The organism is Streptomyces sp. NPDC050988 (assembly GCF_044456225.1).
GTDB lineage: Bacteria > Actinomycetota > Actinomycetes > Streptomycetales > Streptomycetaceae > Streptomyces.
The window spans coordinates 68,714-89,032 of the sequence record NZ_JBITFQ010000004.1 but is presented as its reverse complement, the minus strand read 5'-3'; the positions used below and the strand labels follow the sequence as shown (position 1 = coordinate 89,032).

The following is a 20,319-nucleotide window of genomic DNA, read 5'->3' as shown; positions in this document are numbered from 1 at the left end:
CCGGCCGGGGGACATCCCGTACGCATGCTCGCGCGTAACCCCCCGGAATACTCAGTATGCCGGGGGGTGAACAGGCGCTCAATAGTGAGACGGCTGTTAAGAGTTCGCGTTTTCCTTCACCGTGATCCTTCCCTTGCGGATCGTGGCGAGCCGGGGGGCCTTTTTCGCGATCGCCGAATCGTGCGTGACCATGATGAAAGTGAGCCCGTGCTCCTTCCACATGGTTTCGAGTACGTCCATGATCTCGTCGCGCATGGACTCGTCGAGGTTTCCGGTCGGTTCGTCGGCGAGGAGCACCTTCGGCTGCTTGACCAGGGCACGGGCGATCGCGACGCGCTGCTGCTGACCACCGGACAGTTCGGCCGGCAGATGCCCGAGCCGCTCGGCGAGCCCCACCGAATCCAGTGCGGCCGCGGCCCGTTCGCGCCGTTCCTTGACCTTCAGCTTCAGGGGTACGAGGGCGGTTTCCACGTTCTCCTGGGCGGTGAGCGTGGGAATGAGGTTGAAGCTCTGGAAGACGAAACCGATGTTCTCGCTGCGTACCTTGGTGAGCTTGCTCTCGGACAGCCTGGCGAGATCCGTACCGTCGAGTTCGACGCTTCCGGCGGTGGGCCGGTCGAGTCCGCCGAGCATCTGCAGCAGGGTGGACTTGCCGCCGCCGGTGGGGCCCTGGATGACGAGCCGGTCGCCGTCCCCGATGGTCAGGTCGACCCCGTCGAGCGCGTCGACGGACTCCTTGCCCCGCTTGTAGCGCTTGGTGACGCCTCTGAGTTCGTACATGGTGCAACTCCTGGGATGCGTAAGGGGGTTGGCGCCCGCCGCGACGCGCGGCCGGGCAGGCGCCCGAGGCGGCCGGCTATTCGACGCGGCGCAGGGCGTCCGCGGGCCGCAGCCGGGAGGCGCGCCAGCCGCCGAAGGCGCCCGCGATCAGGCCGCCGGTGACGGCGAGGCCGACCGCGAGGGCGATCGTGCTGAGGGCGACGGGCGCGGTGAGCGCCACGTCGAGGGCCTTGGACGCCGTCTCACGGGCGGGTCCGCCCATGCCACCGCCGGGGCCACCGCCACCGGGGCCGCCGACCGCCCCGCCCGTGGAGCCGACTTCGGCCTGGAGCGTCGGGCTGATCGCGGTGACGACGTAGGCGCCGCCGAGGCCGAGCGCGATACCGAGGGCGCCGCCGACCAGACCGTTGACGACGGCCTCGCCGACGACCTGCCGGGTGACGCGGCCGGACTTCCAGCCGAGCGCCTTGAGGGTGCCGAACTCCCTCACGCGGCGGGAGACGGCCGAGGAGGTGAGCAGGCCCGCGACCAGGAACGCGGCCACGAGCACCGCGATCGAGAGCCACTTGCCCACGTTGGAGGCGAGGTCGGAGGCCGTGGAGAGGGAGCCGGAGACCGTGTCGGCGAGGTCGGCGGAGGTCGTGACGGTCGTACCCGAGATGTTCTTCTGGATGGTCGACTTGACCGCGCTGATCTGCTGCGAGTCGGACGCCTTGACGTAGATCGTGGTGACCTTGTCCTTGGAGTCGCTGAGCGTCTGCGCCTGCTTGAGCGGGATGTAGAGGTTGGCCGCCGCGTCTCCGCTGTCGGGCGTCGCGATGCCGATGACCTTGTACTTGACGCTCTTGATGGTGACCGTGTCACCGAGGGCGAGCTTCTTCTCCTTGGCGTACGACTTGTCGGCGACGACGACCTTGGCGTTGGTCTCGGAGGACTTGAAGGTCCGGCCGCTGGTGATCTTCGAGGAGGTCAGCGGGCCGAGCGCGGGCTTGGTGACGTCCGCGCCGTAGACGGAGTAGTTGTTGACGTCGAAGTCGGCGCCGCCGCCCTCGACCCGGCCCTCCGGGGACTGCTGGGCGCCGGGCCCGCCGCCCTGGTTGCCGCCGCCGCTCTGCTGGTCCTGCTGGAACTGGCCCTGGCGGAACTGGCCGCTGACCTTGACCACTTGGAGGCTGAGCCCCCCGACGACGTCCGAGACACCCTTCTGGTCGCCGACCTTGGAGACCGTGCTCGTGGCCAGGGTCTGGAAGCCCTGCACCATGACGCGGTCGCTGCTCTGTTCTTCGTCGGAGTCGCTGCCCCGGGCGTCGAACTGGAAGCGCGGGCGCTCGCCCGTGCTCGACTGTGCCTGGGCCGCCTTGGTGACCGTCATGTCCGTGCCCAGTCCGTACAGCGACTGGAGGACCTTGCCCTGCGCCTTCTCCATGCCGGACGACACGGAACTGACCACGATGACCAGGGCGATGCCCAGGGCGAGTCCGGAGGCGACGACGAGCGCCGCCTTTCTGCGGCGGCGCAGTTCGCGCCTCAGGTAGGTGAAGAACATGGCCGAAAGCTAGGGACACCGCGTGATGGCGGGATAAGGCCCGCATAAGAGAAGGATGAGAACACTGTGCGCCGCCGCGGAACCCTGTGAGAACGCCGAGGGCGGTTGCCCGTACGAGTCGTACGGGCAACCGCCCTCGGGACGGAGAACGTTCGGGTCGGGTCAGACGGCCGAACCGGCCTTCCACGCCGCCCAGTCCAGGTTCCAGCCGTTGAGGCCGTTGTCCGGGGCGATGGTCTTGTCGCCGGTGTTCCGCACGTCCACGACGTCACCGATGATCGAGTTGTTGTAGAACCAGGCACCCTCGGTGTTCGGGTCGTCGGCACCCTTGGTGTCGTTCAGACCGACGCAGCCGTGGCTGGTGTTGACGCTGCCGAAGATGGAATCGGCGCCCCAGTAGTTGCCGTGGATGAACGTGCCGGAACTCGACAGGCGGATGGCGTGCGGCACGTCCTTGATGTCGTACTCGCCCTTGCCGTCGTCGTCCGTGAAGCCCACGGTCGCGCCGTTCATGCGCGTCTCCTTGAACTTCTCCGACATCACCATCTTGCCCTGGTACGTCTTGTTCTCGGGCGAGCCGGCGGAGATCGGGATGGTCTTGATCGTCTTGCCGTCCTGGGTGACCTTCATGGTCTTGGTCTTGGCGTCGACGATCGAGACCTGGTTGCGGCCGATCTTGAAGGTGACCGTCTTCTGCTGCACGCCGTAGACGCCGTCGGCGCCCTCGACGCCGTCGAGGTTCAGCTTGAGCGTGACGGTCGAGTTGCCCTTCCAGTACTCCTCGGGGCGGAAGTCGAGCCGGTTGGCGTTGAACCAGTGGCCGACGACCTCCTGGCCGCTGCTGGAGGAGACGGTGATCCCCTTCTGCACGTCGGCCTTGTTGGTGATGGCCTTGTCGAAGTTGATCGAGACCGGCATGCCGACGCCGACGGTGGAACCGTCCTCGGGCGTGAAGTTGCCGATGAAGCTGTTGGCCGGCGAGACCGTCGTGAACGACGCGTTCTCGTGGGCGGCGCGGCCGTCGGAGTCCTTGGCCGTCGCGGTGATCTTGTAGGCGGTGGCGCGCTCCAGCTGGGCGCTGGGCTTCCAGCTCTTCTTGTCCGCGGATATCTCACCCGCGACAGCCGCGCCGGCCGTCGTCTTCATGGTCACGTCGGTCAGTGTGCCCTTGGTCACAGTGACGGCCGCGGCGCTGTTGATGGAGGCGTTGTCGGAGCCGTCCTTGGGCGTGATCTTGATCTGGGCCTCGGAGGACTTCTCGGCCGCCGCCTCGTCGACCTTGGCCTGCGAGGTGCTGTCACCGCCTTCACCCTTGGGGTCGTCGTCGCCGCCTCCGCTGCACGCAGAGAGCACCAGCACCCCGCCGAGCAGTGCGGACGCGACCGTGAGGCCCTTGCGCCGCTTACTGTCCGTCATCACACGCTTCTCCATCGTTGCCGAATCCCCAAAACCCCGAGAGTCCCCGTAACACCTGTAAACGCTACGACCGGTTCGTCCCGTTCCACACCCTTCCCAGGTGTGGGGCACACCACGTCGATCCATTTCGGCCCACGTCGGATCGCCCTCGATCCGACCGGTGCGGCCGTTACGACTGATGCGGGTGTCGGTCACTGCGCCCCTTGAGACGACAGAACCCCGGGTGGCGGTTGCCGCCCGGGGTCACGATTCTCCCAAGCCGCCTCAGCCGACCAACTCTGCCTCGTCTCCGGCCTCATCATCCTCGTCGAGGTCCCAGTCCGGCGAATCGGGGTCGTAGTCGATCCGCTCGGTGCTCCAGGATGCCTGCGCGAGTTCGACCCCGGCCACCTCGCTGACCAGGTCGAACGGGTCGACGAGGTACGCGAGGGCCTCGGCAGTGTCTTCCGTCACTGTGCTCTCGGCGTGCGCCCGCTCGTCGCCCGCGATCTCGGGGTCCTCGGCGATGCGCCCCAGCGCCGCCTTGGTGAGCGCGCCCTCGTCGTCGACCTCGACGACCAATTCGACGCGCAACCGTACAAAACGTGATGTCTCAGGTGTGCTCATACGTCGGAGCGTAAGGCTCTTCACCACCGTGACTTTCCCGTGACCCGCACCTTTCACTAACATCTCCCCACACGGCCAATTCGCCAGCGTCACAAGGGGATCGATATTCCGTGTCCGCACGTCGATCGTTGCTGACCGCCACCGCCGCGGGGACCCTGCTGGGCGCCCTGTGGTTCGTCCCGTCCGCCAATGCGACCGGGGACGGGACGGCAGAACACAGAACACAGACAGCGACGACCACGACCCTGCAGACCAAGGCCGGGGAAGAGACCGAGGCCGAGGCCGGGACGTCCGGCGAGGAGGGCGCCGCCAGGACCTCCGTCCGCACCCAACTGGCCGACACGGGAAGCTTCGACACGACCCCGTACGTGGTCGGCGGCACCCTGTTCCTCAGCCTGGGCGCCGGGTTCGTGGTGTATTCGGTACGCCGAGAACGTACGACCTTGTACTGAGGGCCCCTGCCGCCGGATGCCCACACGTCCCGGCACAGCGATATCCGCCCCCTTTCAGCCATTTCGCGTCATCCTCGAAGGAAGACCGGCGAGAGAGAGGCGGACCCGTTTACAGTCCGTGGGGTTCACGTACGCACTCCCTGTCGCGTCTCCATACCGCGTGAACAGGGAGTGGCCCACGTGAAGATCGTCTTCCTGCTGCACAACGCCTATGCCATCGGCGGCACGGTGCGCTCGACGCTCAACCTCGCCGGTGCGCTGGCCGCGCGGCACGAGGTGGAGATCGTCTCGGTCTTCCGCAGCGACGACAGCCCCCTGCTCGGGGTGAACCGCAAGGTCCGTCTCGTCCCGCTCGTCGACGAGCGCCCCGGCGCGCCGACCTACGACGGCGAGAACCCGCTCATGGCGCGCCCGTCCACGGTCGTACCGCCCGCCGAGGTCCTCGCCCACCGCTACACCGAACTCACCGACGAGCGCCTGCGCGGCTTCCTCGACGAGACGGACGCGGACGTCGTCGTCGCGACCCGCCCGGCGCTGGTGGTCTTCCTGGCCCGGCACGGCTCACGCCGCTATCTGCGCGTCGGACAGGAGCACCTGTCGTACGACAACCACGTCCCTGACGTACGTACCGCGCAGAACGAGGCCTTCCGGCACCTGGACGCCTTCGTCACCGTCTCCGCCCAGGACGCGGCCGACCACCGCGACCGGCTGCCCCGGCTGCGGACGCGGATCACCGACATCCCGAACGCCGCGCCCCGCCCGAAGGCCGAACGCTCCGACGTACAGGCCCCGTTGGTGGTCGCCGCGGGCCGGCTGATGCCGGTCAAGCGCTACGACCTGCTCATCGAGGCATTCGCCAAGGTCGTCGCCGTACGCCCGGAGTGGCGGCTGCGGATCTACGGCCAGGGGCCGGAACGCGCCAACCTCCGCGCAGCCGTCGACGCACACCGCCTGAACGACCACGTGTTCCTCATGGGCCCCCATACGAAGATGGAGACGGAGTGGCCCAAGGCCTCCGTCGCCGCCGTGAGTTCGGACTGGGAGTCCTTCGGCATGACGATCCTGGAGGCCATGCACGCCGGCGTCCCGGTGGTGGCCACCGACTGTCCGCACGGCCCCGGCGAGATCATCACCGACGGCTCCGACGGACTGCTCGTACCGCCGGGAGACGCGGACGCGTTCGCGGCGGGACTGCTGAAGCTGATCGAGGACACCGACCAGCGCCGGCTCATGGGCGACGCCGCCAGGGAGAGCGTCCAGCGGTTCGCTCCCCGCCGGATCGCGGACCAGTACGAGCGCCTGTTCGGCGAACTGCGCGAGGCGCGGACCTCGACGGCGACAAAGGTCACGCGCCGCGTGCGCCGCGCACTCGGGGCGCTGCGCCCCCAAGCCTCACGCGCCCTCCCCGAGGAAGCGCCGACGACGGCCCCGCCTGCCGCTCCTCCAGTCCCCGACTCCCAACCACGCGTCCTGCGCCCGAAGGGCGGCTGCACGACCGACTCCAGCGGTGGCGTACGGATCACGGTGAACGCGGCGGGGGTGTCCGGCGAGGACCTGACGCTGGTACTGCGCCACCGGCACGGCGACGACGAGACGCGCGTCCCGCTGGAGCGCCCGGCCGACCCGAAGTCGCCCTGGACGGCGAACCTGTCCCATCACCAGGTCACCCTGGCGGAAGGCCGTTGGGACCTGCACGTCGAACGCGCGGAGGACGGCGCACGCCGTCGGCTCAGGGCAGGACTGGTCGAGCAGCGCGGCCTGCTGACGGCGAGACCGACGCCGTCCACTCCGGACGGGGCCTTCGCCTGGTGGATCCCGTACGCGACCAAGGACGGCTACCTCGCCCTGCGGACCTTCCACCGCCCGGCCCACGCGGAGGCCACCGCCCTGCGGACCGACGTCGACTCGCTGTCCGTCGAAGGCACGCTCCACGGGGCTGTCCTGGGCGAGGGCGCGGTCCTGCTCGGCGTCTCGCGCGACGGCGAGGCCCACAACTTCACGACACCGGCGAGACCCACCGGAGAACAGACGTTCCGGGCCCGCATCACGACCCTGCCCCGCCCCACCGACGCGGACAAGCCCCTGTGGGACCTCTTCCTACGCCCCTCCGAGGCCGCCGCCCCCGTACGAGTGGGCCGCATCACCGACGACATCGTCGACCGCAAGCCCACAACGAAACACCCGAGCACGACACTGACCACCCCAACAGGGAAGTCGGCGCAGGCCCACTTCTTCTTCACGATCACCAACGACGTGGCAATCAGCGCCCCTTAGGGACGCGAGCGAGCTGCGCCCCGTAAGGGGCGCGGGGCTGTGACATTGTGCGGCTCCGCCGCGCGGGCGCGACAAGCCACACTCAACCCGCAGCCGCCAACCCACATCCCCCGCCGAGCTGTCAGGCGGACCGACGCCCGCCCCCTTGACCTCCACGCGCACGCGAAGACCCCGCACCACCACGCCCCCGCGAACCCCCACCGGCACCGCCACCGGACCGCGCCCCGGCGGGCGCCCCACGCCCACCGCCACCCCGCCGAGCCCGAGACGGCGACTTCGCCTGAGCCTGCGCGGCAACCGGCTCCGGCACAGGAATGACGACAGGAACCCCGGACGGCTCCCGAGCCCCCGTGATCCGTACGAGCTCTTCGTCGCTCGACTTGATCCGAGCCGTCCGCGGACTGATCCCGGCGTCGGCCATCAGCCGGGTCATCTCCCGCTTCTGCTCGGGCAGGACGAGCGTCACGACGCTCCCGGACTCCCCCGCGCGAGCGGTACGCCCGCCCCGGTGGAGATAGTCCTTGTGGTCGACCGGCGGATCGACGTTCACGACGAGGTCGAGATCGTCGACGTGGATCCCACGCGCGGCGACGTTCGTCGCGACGAGCGCGGTCACAAGACCGGTCTTGAACTGGTCGAGCGTCCGGTTCCGCTGCGGCTGCGAGCGCCCGCCGTGCAGCGCGGAGGCTCGCACACCACTCGCCAGCAGCCGCTTGGCGAAGCGGTCGGCGGCGCGCTTGGTGTCGACGAAGAGGATCACGCGCCCGTCGCGCGCGGCGATCCGCATGGCGACGGCCTTCTTGTCGGTCTCGTCGGCGACGTGCAGCACGTGGTGCTCCATCGTCGTCACCGCGCCCGCGGAGGGGTCGACGGAGTGCACGACGGGGTCCGTGAGGAACATCCGTACGAGCTTGTCGATGTTCTTGTCCAGGGTCGCCGAGAACAGCATGCGCTGCCCGTCCGGCTCGACCTGGTTGAGGAGCGCCGTGACCTGGGGCATGAAGCCCATGTCGGCCATCTGGTCGGCCTCGTCGAGGACGGTGATCCCCACCCGCTCAAGGGTGCAGTCACCGCGGTCTATCAGGTCCTTGAGCCGCCCGGGCGTGGCCACGAGCACCTCGGCGCCGCGCCTCAGCAGACCGGACTGCTTGCCGATGGAGAGCCCGCCGACGACGGTCGCGAGCCGCAGGTTCACGGCCGTGGCGTACGGCGTGAGCGCGTCGGTGACCTGCTGCGCGAGCTCGCGCGTGGGCACGAGGACGAGCGCGAGCGGCGCCTTGGGCTCGGCGCGCCGGCCGGCCGTACGGGCGAGCAGCGCGAGGCCGAAGGCGAGGGTCTTGCCCGAGCCGGTGCGGCCCCGGCCGAGGATGTCGCGCCCGGCCAGGGAGTTGGGGAGCGTCGCGCCCTGGATCGGGAACGGCTCGATGACCCCCTGCGCGGTGAGGGTCTTGGTCAGTGCGGCCGGCATGTCCAGCGCGTCGAAGGACTCGACGGCGGGCAGCGCGGGCGTCAGCGTCTGCGGCAGGGTGAACTCGCGCGGAGCCGTCGACTGCTGGGACGGCTTCTTGCGTACGTTCCTTGCGCCGCCGTTGGCGGAAGCCGCAGGGGCTCCGCCGCGTGTGCCACGAGAGCCACGGGAACCCCGGGAATTCGCCGGGCGTTTGCCGGCGGGTCGTTCAGGACGTTCGGATCGAGTCATGCTGGATCTGGAATTCCTTCCTGGGCCTCACGGTTTTCCCGTGTTCAAGGACACACGGACAGCACAAGCCGGGGCCCGCACCCGAAGGTGCGGGCCCCGGCTCGCGTGATGCGCGTCCCGGAATTAGGCGGGGACGATGTTCTCCGCCTGCGGGCCCTTCTGACCCTGCGTGACGTCGAAGGAGACCTTCTGGCCCTCCTGCAGCTCACGGAAGCCCGAGGTGGCGATGTTCGAGTAGTGGGCGAAGACGTCGGCGCCGCCGCCGTCCTGCTCGATGAAGCCGAAGCCCTTTTCCGCGTTGAACCACTTCACGGTGCCAGTAGCCATGTCATTTCTCCAAGATAGGTGGCTCCCATCCGGAAATGACCGGAAAAACAAAACGCGCCTGAGAGAGGATTCCTTTCAGGCGCACAAAGTTAATGGGTACCAAAAACGTTTCGTTAGGAACCCTAGCACAGTTTTCGGTGGGGGCGTCGCGACGCCCCGGCGCCCCCACCTCGCACATCTGAAGGAACCCCGGAAATCGCTACGCCAGTGGGCCCGTCACCGATTCCACGGCCTCGACCAGGTGGCCGCCGCGCACGAACGCGTCCGCGGCCGCCAGGTCCGGCGAGAGGAAGCGGTCGGGGCCCGGGCCCGCGACACCGGCGGCGCGGGCGGCGGAGATCGCGGCCTGCGAGGCGGGGGCGGGGGTGAGCCCGGAGCGCAGCTCGATGGCGCGCGTGGCGGCGTACAGCTCGATGGCGACGATCCGGGTCAGATTGTCGACGGCCGTACGGAGCTTGCGGGCGGCCGACCAGCCCATCGAGACGTGGTCCTCCTGCATGGCGGAGGACGGGATGGAGTCGGCGGAGGCCGGGACGGCGAGCCGCTTCATCTCGCTGACCAGGGCGGCCTGCGTGTACTGGGCGATCATCAGGCCGGAGTCGACGCCGGCGTCGTCCGCGAGGAACGGCGGCAGGCCGTGCGAGCGGTTCTTGTCGAGGAGCCGGTCCGTGCGGCGCTCGGTGATCGAGCCGAGGTCGGCGGCGGCGATGGCGAGGAAATCCAGGACGTACGCCACCGGGGCGCCGTGGAAGTTGCCGTTCGACTCGACCCGGCCGTCGGGCAGGACGACGGGGTTGTCGACGGCGGAGGCGAGCTCGCGGTCGGCGACGAGGCGGGCGTGGGTCATGGTGTCGCGGCCGGCGCCCGCGACCTGCGGGGCGCAGCGCACGGAGTAGGCGTCCTGGACGCGCGGGGCGTCGTCCTGGTGGTGTCCGGTCAGCTCCGAACCCTTCAGCACGGCCAGCATGTTGGCGGCGCTGGCGCCCTGGCCCGGGTGGGGGCGGATGGCGTGCAGTTCGGGGGCGAGGACCCGGTCGGTGCCGAGGAGGGCTTCGAGGGAGAGGGCCGCGGTGATGTCGGCGGACTTGTAGAGGGTGTCGAGGTCGGCGAGGGCCATGACCAGCATGCCGAGCATGCCGTCGGTGCCGTTGAGGAGGGCCAGGCCCTCCTTCTCGCGCAGTTCGACGGGCTCGATGCCGTGCGCGGCGAGGAGTTCACCGGCGGGGCGAATCGTTCCGTCCGGGCCTTCCGCCTCCCCCTCGCCCATGAGCGTCAGGGCGCAGTGGGAGAGCGGCGCGAGGTCGCCGGAGCAGCCGAGGGAGCCGAACTCGTGGACGACCGGGGTGATTCCGGCGTTCAGGATGTCGGCCATGGTCTGCGCGACGGACGGGCGGACGCCGGTGCGGCCCGAGCAGAGGGTCTTGAGCCGCAGGAACATCAGGGCGCGGACGACCTCGCGCTCGACGTGCGGGCCCATTCCGGCGGCGTGCGACCGCACGATGTTGCGCTGCAGCTGGGCGCGCAGTTCCGGGCTGATGTGCCGGGTCGCGAGGGCTCCGAAGCCGGTGGAGACCCCGTACACGGGCTCCGGCTTGGCCGCCAGCGCGTCCACGATCTCGCGGGCCGCGGCGAGCGCGGACACCGCCTCGTCGGAGAGCTCGACCCGGGCGCCGCCGCGCGCCACGGCGAGAACGTCGGACGCGGTGACACCCGTCGTCCCCACCACCACAGTGTGCATATCCATATTCAGGAGCGTACGCAGTGAATGCCTTGGTGTCACTAGTGGGTGGCGGGTTGGGTCCTTACCTGCGAGGTCGCGCGGAGACTCACGGGACTCACACCCGCGGGCGGCTACCGACGACCGCGGAACCGCCGGCGTTCGGCCGCCGCGGGCGGGGGTGCGTCGGCGAGGCGGACAACCGGATCGTCCGGCCCCTCGCGGCCCGCGACGACGGGCTTGGCGGAACGTACGGCCTTGGCGCGGTACTGGGCCGCGTCGGCGAGCCGGAAGAGGCGGCGGGCCGAGCGGACCGGCCCGAGCGGGTCCTCGGTGGACGCGATCCCGCACGCGACGCCCTCGCCGAGCTCCAACTCGGCGGCGCGGCGGCACAGTTCGTCGGCGACGCGTACGACCTCGTCGGCGGCGGGACCTACGGCCAGCAGGCAGAACTCGTCGCCGCCGAGGCGGGCGGCGAGCGTGCCGGGCAGCATCGCGCCGCACAGCGAGAGGACCGACCCGAAACGCTCCAGGAGCCGGTCGCCGACGGCGTGGCCCCGGGTGTCGTTGACGCGCTTGAGGCCGTTGAGGTCGCAGACGACAAGGCTCACGACGACGCCCTCCGCGCGATGGCGTTCGATGGCCTCGTCCAGGCGCATGTCCACGGCACGGCGGTTCGCGAGCCCGGTGAGGGCGTCGGTGAAGGCGAGACGGCGGGCCTCCTCCAGGCGTTCGGTCTGCGCGATCCCGGCAGCGACCACGGAGGCGAGGACGGTCGCGAAATCGGCGTCGGCACGGTCGAAGACGGGGGCTCCGGCCGGGCGGGCGACGTACAACTCGCCCCAGGCGCGCCCGTGCATGACGATCGGTGCGACGACACAGCACCCGCGGCCGCGTCTGCGCAGGGCGGCGACGCGCTGATGGCAGTACTCGGCGTGCCCCGCGGCCGGTCCGTCGGCCGTCTCCACCCAGGCGTTGGGTCCGCCGCCGCCGACCCAGCGTTCATGCAGGAACTCGGTGATCTCCGGGAACTGGTGCACGGGGTAGGCCTCGCCCTCCGGGAACTCCTCCTCGTCCCGGGCCCGGTCCCCCACGTTCGCCAGGACCCGCAGCCGTCCGAGCTCCCGCTCCCACACGGACAGCGCGGCGAAGCTCCCGCCGAGCGCCCGGCAGGCTCCGGCCGCCGCCGCGCGCCACGACTCCCGCGGGGCGTGCGCGGCGGCCATGCCCTGCGCCAGCGCCACCACGGCCCTCAACCGCACATCGTCACCGCCCATCACTCCAGGTTAGGTATGTTTGTAATGATTTGGGACATTGATGCGGCGAACAGGGGTCCGGAGCGGGGCTTTCCCCGGCGGCGGACGGCTGGAATGATCGGGGCGCGGCAGTTAACCGCCGTTAACATAATGAACCGTGAACCGGGAGGGTCTGATGTCCGAGCAAGGCGCGGAGCAGCGGTTCGGGGAGTACGTCGTGGTGCGACGCCATACGTCGTCGTACGTCGCCGAGCTCGTCCTGGACCGGCCCAAGGCCATGAACGCCGTGTCGACGGACATGGCCCGCTCCATCGCAGCCGCGTGCGAGGCGCTGGCCGCGGACCGGGACGTCCGGGCGGTCGTCCTCACCTCCACCCACGAGCGGGCCTTCTGCGTCGGCGCCGACCTCAAGGAGCGCAACTCCCTCACGGACGCCGAGCTGGTCCGTCAGCGTCCCCTCGCGCGTGCCGCGTACACCGGCGTGCTGGAGCTGCCGATGCCCACCGTCGCCGCCGTGCACGGGTTCGCGCTGGGCGGCGGTTTCGAGCTGGCCCTGGCCTGCGATCTGATCGTGGCGGACGGTACGGCCGTGGTGGGGCTGCCCGAGGTGTCCGTCGGGGTCATTCCCGGGGGCGGGGGTACGCAGCTGCTGCCGCGGCGGGTGGGTGCGGCGCGGGCGGCGGAGCTGATCTTCTCGGCGCGGCGGGTGGAGGCGGCGGAGGCGGCCGACCTTGGGCTGATCGACGTACTGGTTGCCGTGGGCGAGGACCGAGCGGAGGGGTTGGCCGTGGCCGGCCGTATCGCCGTCAACTCGCCCGTCGGGCTGCGGGCCGCCAAGCGGGCGCTTCGGCTCGGGCACGGGCTCGATCTCCGCGCCGGTCTGGAGATCGAGGACGCCGCGTGGCGCTCGGTCGCCTTCTCGGGCGACCGGGCGGAGGGGGTGGCGGCCTTCAACGAGAAGCGCCGCCCGGAGTGGCCCGGCGAGTAGTTCCTCGCCCCCGCCGCCCCTACCCGTCCCATCCCTGGGGGCTCCGCCCCAGACCCCGTGGGGTGCGATTTCGGGTGCGGGCCGGTGGGGGCTGATCGCGCAGTTCCCCGCGCCCCTAAAAACCTAAGGGGCGCGGGGAACTGCGCAATCTTTTGCGGGGGTTCGGGGGCGAAGCCCCCGAGTAAGGGACGGGAATGGGTAGGGGCGGCGGGGGCGAAGAAACCCCGTTCGGGTGATGGGGCACCCGATCCGCCCCCAACCACCCCAGCACGCGCATAACCTGCGCACCGCGACAGCGCGCCGGGGAGCGCCCTCGCATCGGGGAGGGGAACCGCATGCCGCACACGGCGACGAAGCCAGCACCGGTCACGCCGGAGACGACACCACCGGAACAGGTCCTCGCCCGCCCCCGAGGACGCCACCGCAAACCCCGCCCCCACCGCATCCTCTTCGCGGTGGGCGGCCTCGCCCTGGCCGCAGGAGCCCTGAGCCTCCTGCGCATGGCACCCCAGCCCACCGGCGGAGAGACCGGCGTGGAGGCCACGGACATCGACCCCAGCGCGGCCAGTTCGACGGACAGCCCGGCTCAGGACGACGCGGGGGCGGTACCCGTGGCCGCACCACCCACCACAGGCGCGTCCCCCTCGGCCACGGCCGCCTCGGAACCCTCGGGATCCACGTCGACTTCCGAACGTAACGGGCTGGACGCGCCGGGCGGGCTGAGCAGGACCAACGAGTCCTACCGGCCGAACGAAGCGTCCCCTCCGGGCGCGCAGGGCGGAGCCACAGGACGGACCGGAATCCCAGGACCGGCAGGCCCCAACCCCTCCGGCGCCCTCCAGGACGCCCTCCCCATCAACGCCACCCCACCCGCCCGGGCGGACCGGCAACCAGCAGCGTCCCGACCCCCCGCCGCCACACCCTCGGCCCCCGCGCCGACCCCCACATCCCCCGGTGCACCGCAGAACCCCGCCCGCCCGGGCACAGGCCTGTGCGTACCCATCGTGGGCTTCTGCCTCGACAGGTAGCGACAAGCGGGGAAAGGGGGGAAGGGGGAAAGACCGGACAACCGCTAGTTACTGCGACGCCTGAGCTGCCACGGCTCGACCACGCCCAGCCCCCGCACCGCCCGCTGCCACATCGGCTGGAGCGCGAAGCGGTACGACGGCGGCTCCTCGCCCTCCTTCTCCGCGGCGGCGGCCTCGTCGGCGGCAGCGGCCTCGGAGGCGGGCGCGTCGCCGGTCCGGGTGAGTTCCTCGGCGAACGCCCCGTCGACCAGGACGGCGTCCTTCGGAGCTATCGAGGTCAGCCGGGACGCGAGGTTGACGGTCGTACCGAAGACATCGCCCATCCGCGTGGTGACCGTGCCGAAGGCGATACCGACGCGCAGCTCGGGCATCGTCTCGTCGCCTGCCATGGTCTCGATCAGGCGGAGCGCGATCTCGGCGGCGAGGCCCGCGTCGTCGGCCGCGTACAGCACCTCGTCGCCCAGGGTCTTGATCAGGCGCCCGCCGTGCGCGGCCACCAGGTCCGCCGCGGTGGTCTCGAAGGCCTCGACGAGTTCGCCGAGTTCCTCCTCCTCCATGCGCCGGGTCAGCCGTGTGAAGCCGACGAGGTCGGCGAAGCCGACGGCGAGCCGCCGGTCGACCATCTCCTCGTCGTCCGCGGCCTGCACGACACGGCCGGTCGCGGCGGCGAGCTGGCGCCGCCAGACGTAGACGAGGAACTCCTCCAGCTCGGGCAGGAGCAGCTCGACGAGGGGGTACGTGACCTCGGTACGTGTCATGCCCGGTTCCGGGGGCTCGGTCAGGCCCTCCAGGAAGGAGTCGATCTGCCACTCGGCCAGCCGCGCGGTGGTCTGCCCGGTCGAACGGGCGACCTGGACCGCCATCGCCTCGCTCAGCAGCCCCGCCTCGACCAGACCGGAGAGCCGGCGCAGAGCCAGTACGTCGGCCTCCGTGAGGGCCTTGGCCTGGCCGATGTCCGCGAAGCCCATGGCCCGCCAGAAACGGGTGGCCAGCTCCACGGAGACGCCCGCGCTGCGGGCGGCCTGGAAGGGGGTGTAGCGGCGCTCGGCACCGAGGATGAGCTGTTCGAGACGCAGGGCCAGCGGATCCTCCTCGGAGGCGGCGGCCTGCGCATCCGCACGGTCCGACCCCTCACCCCGGCCCGGGGCCTCACTTCGGCCGCCACCGTCCGGCCGGCCCGAGGTCTGCGTCCGGTCCGAGCTCTCCGCCCGGCCCGCGGCCGAGGTCCCGCCCGACGCCTCCGCCTGAGGCGCCTGAGCCGCCTGATCTGCCCGATCCGTCTGTTCCGCCTGATCCGACGCCTCGGGCGCACCCGTCGTCCCGTCCGGTGTCTCCGTCCGGTCCGGCGTCTCCGCCCGGTCCGTTCGGCCGTCCTGCGCGTCCACTCGGTTCTGTTCCTCCACCCGCGCGTGCGCCTCGGCCCGATCGATGCGTGCGGCCGCCGTGCCGGCGACAGACCCGGTGGTACGCCCCGGCTCACCGTCGGAGGCGGTGTCACCCGTGCCGGAGCCCGTGTCGTCGACGGTCACGCCTGCTGCCCTTCCGATCTGCCGCGGTCAGGTATCGACCGGCCTCAACTCTACGGCAGGTGTGCTCTGGCTCACTCCCGACCGCCGAGGCCGGACGGCCCGAGGCCCACTCCTCCCGCGTAGGTCCGGCGGCCCGCCCCCACTCGTACGGCCCGTACGCGCCCCTTGCTCACCACCAGGCACGACAGGCACGAAGTGTCCCGCACGCCCCTGTGGGCACGTCCGTCACCGGTCTCCCGGGGCCCCCGCGTCTCCCGTGTCGCCCGTGTCCCCCGCCGGCCGCAGATGCACGATGTCCCCCGCCCCCACGGGCTGCTGCACGCCCTCCGCCGTGGCCAGGACCAGCCGTCCGTCGCCGTCCACCGCCACCGCCTCCCCGGTGATCGACTTGTCGCCGGGCAGTTCGGCCCGTACGACCCGCCCGAGCGTGGCGCAGCCGGCGGCGTACGTGTCCTGGAGGCCGGACCTGGCCGGGTCGCCGCCCACGCTGCGCCACTTCTCGTACCACTGGCCGAGGGACCGGAGCACGGCCCGCAGGATCGTGTCACGGTCCGTGGTCGTCGCTCCCGCGAGGACCAGCGAACCCGCGCCCGGCACGGGCAGCTCGTCCTCGCGGAGCGTGACGTTGATGCCGATGCCGACGACGACCGCGTCGGGCCCGGCACGCTCGGCGAGGATGCCGCCGGTCTTGCGTTCCCGGCCGTCCACCGTGACCAGCAGGTCGTTGGGCCACTTGAGTGCCGTGTCGACCCCGGCGGCCCGGGACAGCGCGGTGGCGGTCGCGACCCCGGCGAGCAGCGGCAGCCAGCCCCAGCGCTCGACCGGCACCCCGGTCGGTTTCAGCAGGACGGAGAAGAATAGGCCCGAGCGCGGAGGTGCCGTCCACTGCCGGTCCAGACGCCCGCGCCCGGCGTCCTGCTCCTCGGCGACGAGGACCGTGCCCTCCTCGGCCTTGCCGTCCGTGGCGAGGGCGACGAGGTCGGAGTTGGTGGAGCCGGTGCGCTGCACCACGTCGACATCGCACCAGAGCCCCTCGTGCCCCCCGTTGCGCACGAGCGCGCGGCGCAGGGCCACGGCGTTGAGCGGGGGACGGTCCAGGTCGGACCACCGATTGCTGTTCGCGTCTGAGTCGTCTCGCGGCGTCATGCAACCCACCCTAGGTGTGGTAAACGCCGCACTGCTGAACCGTAGGCACGCCACTACGCTACGGATGAGTAGCCAACCCCCCTGCTGAGCACCACCCAGCAGCGTTCAGCACGTCCGAAACACCTCGTGTCACCTCACCCTCACGTCCCCACTGAGCACGCAGGGAGCCGCATCCCGATGTCCGAGCCGGAACAGCAGCATGAGATCGACATCCACACCACCGCGGGCAAGCTCGCGGATCTGCGGCGCCGCATCGACGAGGCGACGCACGCCGGCTCGGCACGTGCCGTCGAAAAGCAGCACGCCAAGGGCAAGTTGACGGCTCGTGAGCGGATCGAGCTGCTGCTGGACGAGGGCTCCTTCGTGGAGTTCGACGAGTTCGCGCAGCACCGCTCGACGGACTTCGGCCTGGAGAACAACCGCCCGTACGGCGACGGGGTCGTGACGGGCTACGGCACGGTGGACGGGCGCCCGGTCGCCGTGTTCTCCCAGGACTTCACGGTCTTCGGCGGCGCGCTCGGCGAGGTCTACGGCCAGAAGATCATGAAGGTGATGGACTTCGCGCTGAAGACCGGCTGTCCGGTCATCGGCATCAACGACTCGGGCGGCGCCCGCATCCAGGAGGGCGTCTCGGCGCTCGGCATGTACGGCGAGATCTTCCGCCGCAACACCCACGCCTCGGGTGTCATCCCGCAGATCAGCCTGGTCGTCGGCCCGTGCGCGGGCGGCGCGGTCTACTCCCCCGCGATCACCGACTTCACGGTGATGGTCGACCAGACCTCGCACATGTTCATCACCGGCCCGGACGTCATCAAGACGGTCACCGGCGAGGACGTCGGCTTCGAGGAGCTGGGCGGCGCGCGCACGCACAACGCGGTGTCGGGCGTGGCCCATCACATGGCGGGCGACGAGAAGGACGCGATCGAGTACGTCAAGTCGCTGCTGTCCTACCTCCCGTCGAACAACCTCAGCGAGCCGCCCGCCTTCCCGGAGGAGGCGGACCTGGCCCTGACGGACGAGGACCGCGAGCTGGACACGCTGATCCCGGACAGCGCGAACCAGCCGTACGACATGCACACGGTGATCGAACACGTCCTGGACGACGCCGAGTTCTTCGAGACCCAGCCGCTGTTCGCGCCGAACATCCTCACCGGCTTCGGCCGGGTCGAGGGCCACCCGGTGGGCATCGTCGCCAACCAGCCGATGCAGTTCGCGGGCTGCCTCGACATCGACGCGAGCGAGAAGGCGGCACGCTTCGTCCGCACCTGCGACGCATTCAACGTCCCCGTCATCACGTTCGTGGACGTCCCCGGCTTCCTCCCCGGCGTCGACCAGGAGCACACGGGCATCATCCGCAGAGGCGCGAAGCTGATCTACGCCTACGCGGAGGCAACGGTCCCCCTCATCACGGTGATCACCCGCAAGGCCTTCGGCGGCGCGTACGACGTCATGGGCTCCAAGCACCTGGGCGCCGACCTCAACCTGGCCTGGCCGACCGCCCAGATCGCCGTGATGGGTGCGCAGGGCGCGGTGAACATCCTGCACCGCCGCACGATCGCCGCGGCCCCCGCCGACGAGCAGGAGGCCACCCGGGCCCGTCTGATCCAGGAGTACGAGGACACGCTCCTCAACCCCTACACGGCGGCCGAGCGCGGCTACATCGACGGCGTGATCCTGCCGTCCGACACCCGCTCCCACGTCGTACGCGGCCTGCGCTCGCTGCGTACGAAGCGGGAGTCCCTGCCGCCGAAGAAGCACGGCAACATCCCCCTGTAGGACGCCTGTAGGACGCCGGTCGAGAGCAGACGAGTCGAGAGCGGGAACGTTCATGATCAAGGTCGTAAGGGGCAACCCGACCCCCGAGGAGCTGGCCGCCGCACTGGCGGTGGTCCAGGCCCGCGCCGCGGCGGCGGCAGCATCCCCGCCCGGCGCACCCCAGGACCGGCCGGCCTGGTCCGACCCGTCCCGGGTGGCCCAGAGGCGCCTACCCCAGCCGGGCCCACGAACATGGGCCCGCACCTTCTGGCCGGGTTAGAGGGCAGCGCCCCTAAAGGGGCGCGGGGAACTGCGCGACCAGCCACAACGCACCCGCAGTCAAAGAACACGAGCAACGGCTTCGGCCATCACCTCGTACCCGACATCATTCGGGTGCAGGTGATCGCCGAAGTCGTACGCCCCACACAGCACATCCGGCGAGGCGGAATCGCCCAGAACCCGGTGGAGATCGACAACCGCGTCGTACTCCCCCGAGCAACGAATCCACTCGTTCACCTCATGACTCACCTTCGCCGCCCGCTCCCCCCAGTGATCGGACCCGCCGAAGGGAAGCAGGGTCGCACCGACGGCCCGCACCCCACGGGCCCGTGCGAGCCGTATCAACTCCCGGTGCCCCTCGACGAGTTCGCCCACCTCCACGAGCGGCGCGGGCCGATACGTCGGCTGCTCGTCCGTCTCGCTGAAGCCGATGTCGTTGAGCCCCAGCAGAACGACGAGCGTGTCGACGCCCGCGAGCGCGAACACGTCCCGCTCCACCCGCCGGACGCCCTTCTCCCCGTACCAGGCCGAGTCGTTGAGCAGCAGGTTCCCGCCGATGCCCGCGTTGAGCACGGGCCGCCCCGTGCGCTCGGCGAGGGCGTCGGACCAGCGCCGGTTCGCACCGGGCGTGGACCCGAACCCGTCGGTGATCGAGTCGCCGAACAACGCCACGGCGTCCGTGCGCCCCGCCGAGACGTCGACGCCGGACAGGAAGTACCAGGACTCGCTGACCTCGTCGAAGGCCTCGCCCCGGGTGTCCTCCAGGAGGTCTCCCGCGCCCCGGTAGCTGGTGGTGAAGGCCTGCGCGTGGAAGGTGGCGGGCCCGGTGACGGCGTCCAGATGGAGGGTGACCGTCACCGACTCGCCTGATTCCAGGGCGAGTTCGGCCGCATCACCGATGATCTCCCCGCGCGCCGACACTTCGACGGAGGCGGACCCCGCGAAGGTGAGCCGCCGGACCGAGTCCGGCCGCACGGCGGCTCCGCGGGCCGTACGGGCGACGGTCGCGCCCGCGATCCGGAGCGGCGAGGTCCCGTACACGTTCGTCAGGCGGATACGGATCCGGTCGCCGCCCGCGGTGAGGCGGACGACCTGACGCAGGGACTGCCGCCAGAAGCCCTCCTGCGACCAGTTGGGCGTGAAGCCCGTGCTGGGCAGCTGGGGCGAGGCGGTCCAGGCGGTGGTGAACACGGCACATCCTCCCTGGGACGATCAAGACCCCGTTCTCTAATGGAATCGGAGTCCCTTTAGTGATGCCCGGAACGGTAGCAGGCGGGCAAGCCCTAATGGAACCCCAGGCCCTTTTAGTCAAAATGAGTACGCGTACTCAGGCGCCCGCGCCCGCGCCGGAGTCACGATCGTTGACATGCTGTGGTCCGACCCGGAGAACGAGCCGCCGAAGGAACTGCGTGACATGCAGGACATGTTGCGGCGGCTGGGCGTTCTCCTGGCGCTGGCCGCGGTGCTCGCGATGATCGTGCTCGGCGTGATGTGAGCCGCCCCGGCCCCGCCGATACCCTG

Annotated in this window: 18 protein-coding genes; 7 read left to right on the top strand and 11 right to left on the bottom strand. The window is 70.6% G+C overall.

Annotated features, from left to right (window positions below):
• Positions 1-96: 96 nt before the first annotated feature.
• The 4 genes from ACIBEI_RS11600 to ACIBEI_RS11585 form a co-directional block, all read right to left on the bottom strand.
• Positions 97-780 carry an ABC transporter ATP-binding protein gene (locus ACIBEI_RS11600; protein ID WP_398887553.1) on the bottom strand — a complete coding sequence of 228 codons (684 nt, stop codon included), beginning with the start codon at positions 778-780 and terminating at the stop codon, positions 97-99.
• Positions 781-856: 76 nt separating this feature from the next.
• Positions 857-2,326 (bottom strand): ABC transporter permease, encoded by a 1,470-nt coding sequence (locus tag ACIBEI_RS11595; RefSeq protein ID WP_398887551.1) that lies wholly within the window; start codon positions 2,324-2,326, stop codon positions 857-859.
• Positions 2,327-2,488: 162 nt separating this feature from the next.
• Entirely contained in the window at positions 2,489-3,757 is a 1,269-nt protein-coding gene (locus ACIBEI_RS11590) for an Ig-like domain-containing protein (protein ID WP_398887549.1), read from the bottom strand.
• A 249-nt stretch (positions 3,758-4,006) separates the two neighbouring features.
• Positions 4,007-4,348: a hypothetical protein gene (locus ACIBEI_RS11585; RefSeq protein ID WP_398887548.1), complete on the bottom strand. Its 342-nt coding sequence runs from the start codon at positions 4,346-4,348 to the stop codon at positions 4,007-4,009.
• A gap of 110 nt (positions 4,349-4,458) precedes the next feature.
• On the opposite strand from ACIBEI_RS11585, the gene ACIBEI_RS11580 reads away from it, so the two are divergent.
• Both ACIBEI_RS11580 and ACIBEI_RS11575 read left to right on the top strand, forming a co-directional pair.
• On the top strand, positions 4,459-4,800 hold the full coding sequence (locus ACIBEI_RS11580; RefSeq protein ID WP_398887546.1) for an LPXTG cell wall anchor domain-containing protein: 342 nt from the start codon (positions 4,459-4,461) through the stop codon (positions 4,798-4,800).
• A gap of 180 nt (positions 4,801-4,980) precedes the next feature.
• Entirely contained in the window at positions 4,981-7,074 is a 2,094-nt protein-coding gene (locus ACIBEI_RS11575) for a glycosyltransferase family 4 protein (RefSeq protein ID WP_398887544.1), read from the top strand.
• A 121-nt stretch (positions 7,075-7,195) separates the two neighbouring features.
• Here ACIBEI_RS11575 and ACIBEI_RS11570 read toward each other — a convergent pair whose 3' ends face one another.
• The 4 genes from ACIBEI_RS11570 to ACIBEI_RS11555 form a co-directional block, all read right to left on the bottom strand.
• Positions 7,196-8,773 (bottom strand): DEAD/DEAH box helicase, encoded by a 1,578-nt coding sequence (locus ACIBEI_RS11570; protein WP_398887542.1) that lies wholly within the window; start codon positions 8,771-8,773, stop codon positions 7,196-7,198.
• Between the two features lie 123 nt (positions 8,774-8,896).
• A complete protein-coding gene (locus ACIBEI_RS11565) occupies positions 8,897-9,100 on the bottom strand; it encodes a cold-shock protein (protein ID WP_053661143.1) in 204 nt (67 codons plus the stop codon).
• 199 nt (positions 9,101-9,299) lie between these two features.
• Entirely contained in the window at positions 9,300-10,838 is a 1,539-nt protein-coding gene (gene hutH, locus ACIBEI_RS11560; protein ID WP_398888300.1) for a histidine ammonia-lyase, read from the bottom strand.
• 113 nt (positions 10,839-10,951) lie between these two features.
• The gene (locus ACIBEI_RS11555; protein WP_398887539.1) at positions 10,952-12,094 is read right to left on the bottom strand and encodes a diguanylate cyclase domain-containing protein; all 1,143 of its coding nucleotides are present in this window, start codon (positions 12,092-12,094) and stop codon (positions 10,952-10,954) included.
• A 154-nt stretch (positions 12,095-12,248) separates the two neighbouring features.
• Between ACIBEI_RS11555 and ACIBEI_RS11550 the strand changes: the two genes are divergently transcribed.
• Complete coding sequence (locus tag ACIBEI_RS11550) at positions 12,249-13,061, top strand: enoyl-CoA hydratase/isomerase family protein (protein ID WP_398887537.1); 813 nt, start codon at positions 12,249-12,251, stop codon at positions 13,059-13,061.
• 335 nt (positions 13,062-13,396) lie between these two features.
• Complete coding sequence (locus ACIBEI_RS11545) at positions 13,397-14,089, top strand: hypothetical protein (protein ID WP_398887535.1); 693 nt, start codon at positions 13,397-13,399, stop codon at positions 14,087-14,089.
• A 44-nt stretch (positions 14,090-14,133) separates the two neighbouring features.
• Here ACIBEI_RS11545 and ACIBEI_RS11540 read toward each other — a convergent pair whose 3' ends face one another.
• Together ACIBEI_RS11540 and ACIBEI_RS11535 are read right to left on the bottom strand one after the other, a co-directional pair.
• Entirely contained in the window at positions 14,134-15,618 is a 1,485-nt protein-coding gene (locus tag ACIBEI_RS11540; RefSeq protein WP_398887533.1) for an adenylate/guanylate cyclase domain-containing protein, read from the bottom strand.
• 225 nt (positions 15,619-15,843) lie between these two features.
• Positions 15,844-16,764: a biotin--[acetyl-CoA-carboxylase] ligase gene (locus tag ACIBEI_RS11535; RefSeq protein WP_398887531.1), complete on the bottom strand. Its 921-nt coding sequence runs from the start codon at positions 16,762-16,764 to the stop codon at positions 15,844-15,846.
• Positions 16,765-16,941: 177 nt separating this feature from the next.
• Here ACIBEI_RS11535 and ACIBEI_RS11530 point away from each other — a divergent pair, with 177 nt between their 5' ends.
• Positions 16,942-18,540, top strand: a complete 1,599-nt coding sequence (locus ACIBEI_RS11530; protein ID WP_398887529.1) for an acyl-CoA carboxylase subunit beta — start codon at positions 16,942-16,944, stop codon at positions 18,538-18,540.
• Between the two features lie 52 nt (positions 18,541-18,592).
• The gene (locus tag ACIBEI_RS11525) at positions 18,593-18,799 is read left to right on the top strand and encodes an acyl-CoA carboxylase epsilon subunit (protein ID WP_398887527.1); all 207 of its coding nucleotides are present in this window, start codon (positions 18,593-18,595) and stop codon (positions 18,797-18,799) included.
• 59 nt (positions 18,800-18,858) lie between these two features.
• On the opposite strand, the gene ACIBEI_RS11520 is transcribed toward ACIBEI_RS11525, so the two are convergent.
• Entirely contained in the window at positions 18,859-19,989 is a 1,131-nt protein-coding gene (locus tag ACIBEI_RS11520; protein WP_398887525.1) for an SGNH/GDSL hydrolase family protein, read from the bottom strand.
• Positions 19,990-20,164: 175 nt separating this feature from the next.
• Here ACIBEI_RS11520 and mmpB point away from each other — a divergent pair, with 175 nt between their 5' ends.
• The gene (gene mmpB / locus ACIBEI_RS11515; RefSeq protein ID WP_143636837.1) at positions 20,165-20,293 is read left to right on the top strand and encodes a morphogenic membrane protein MmpB; all 129 of its coding nucleotides are present in this window, start codon (positions 20,165-20,167) and stop codon (positions 20,291-20,293) included.
• Positions 20,294-20,319: the final 26 nt, after the last annotated feature.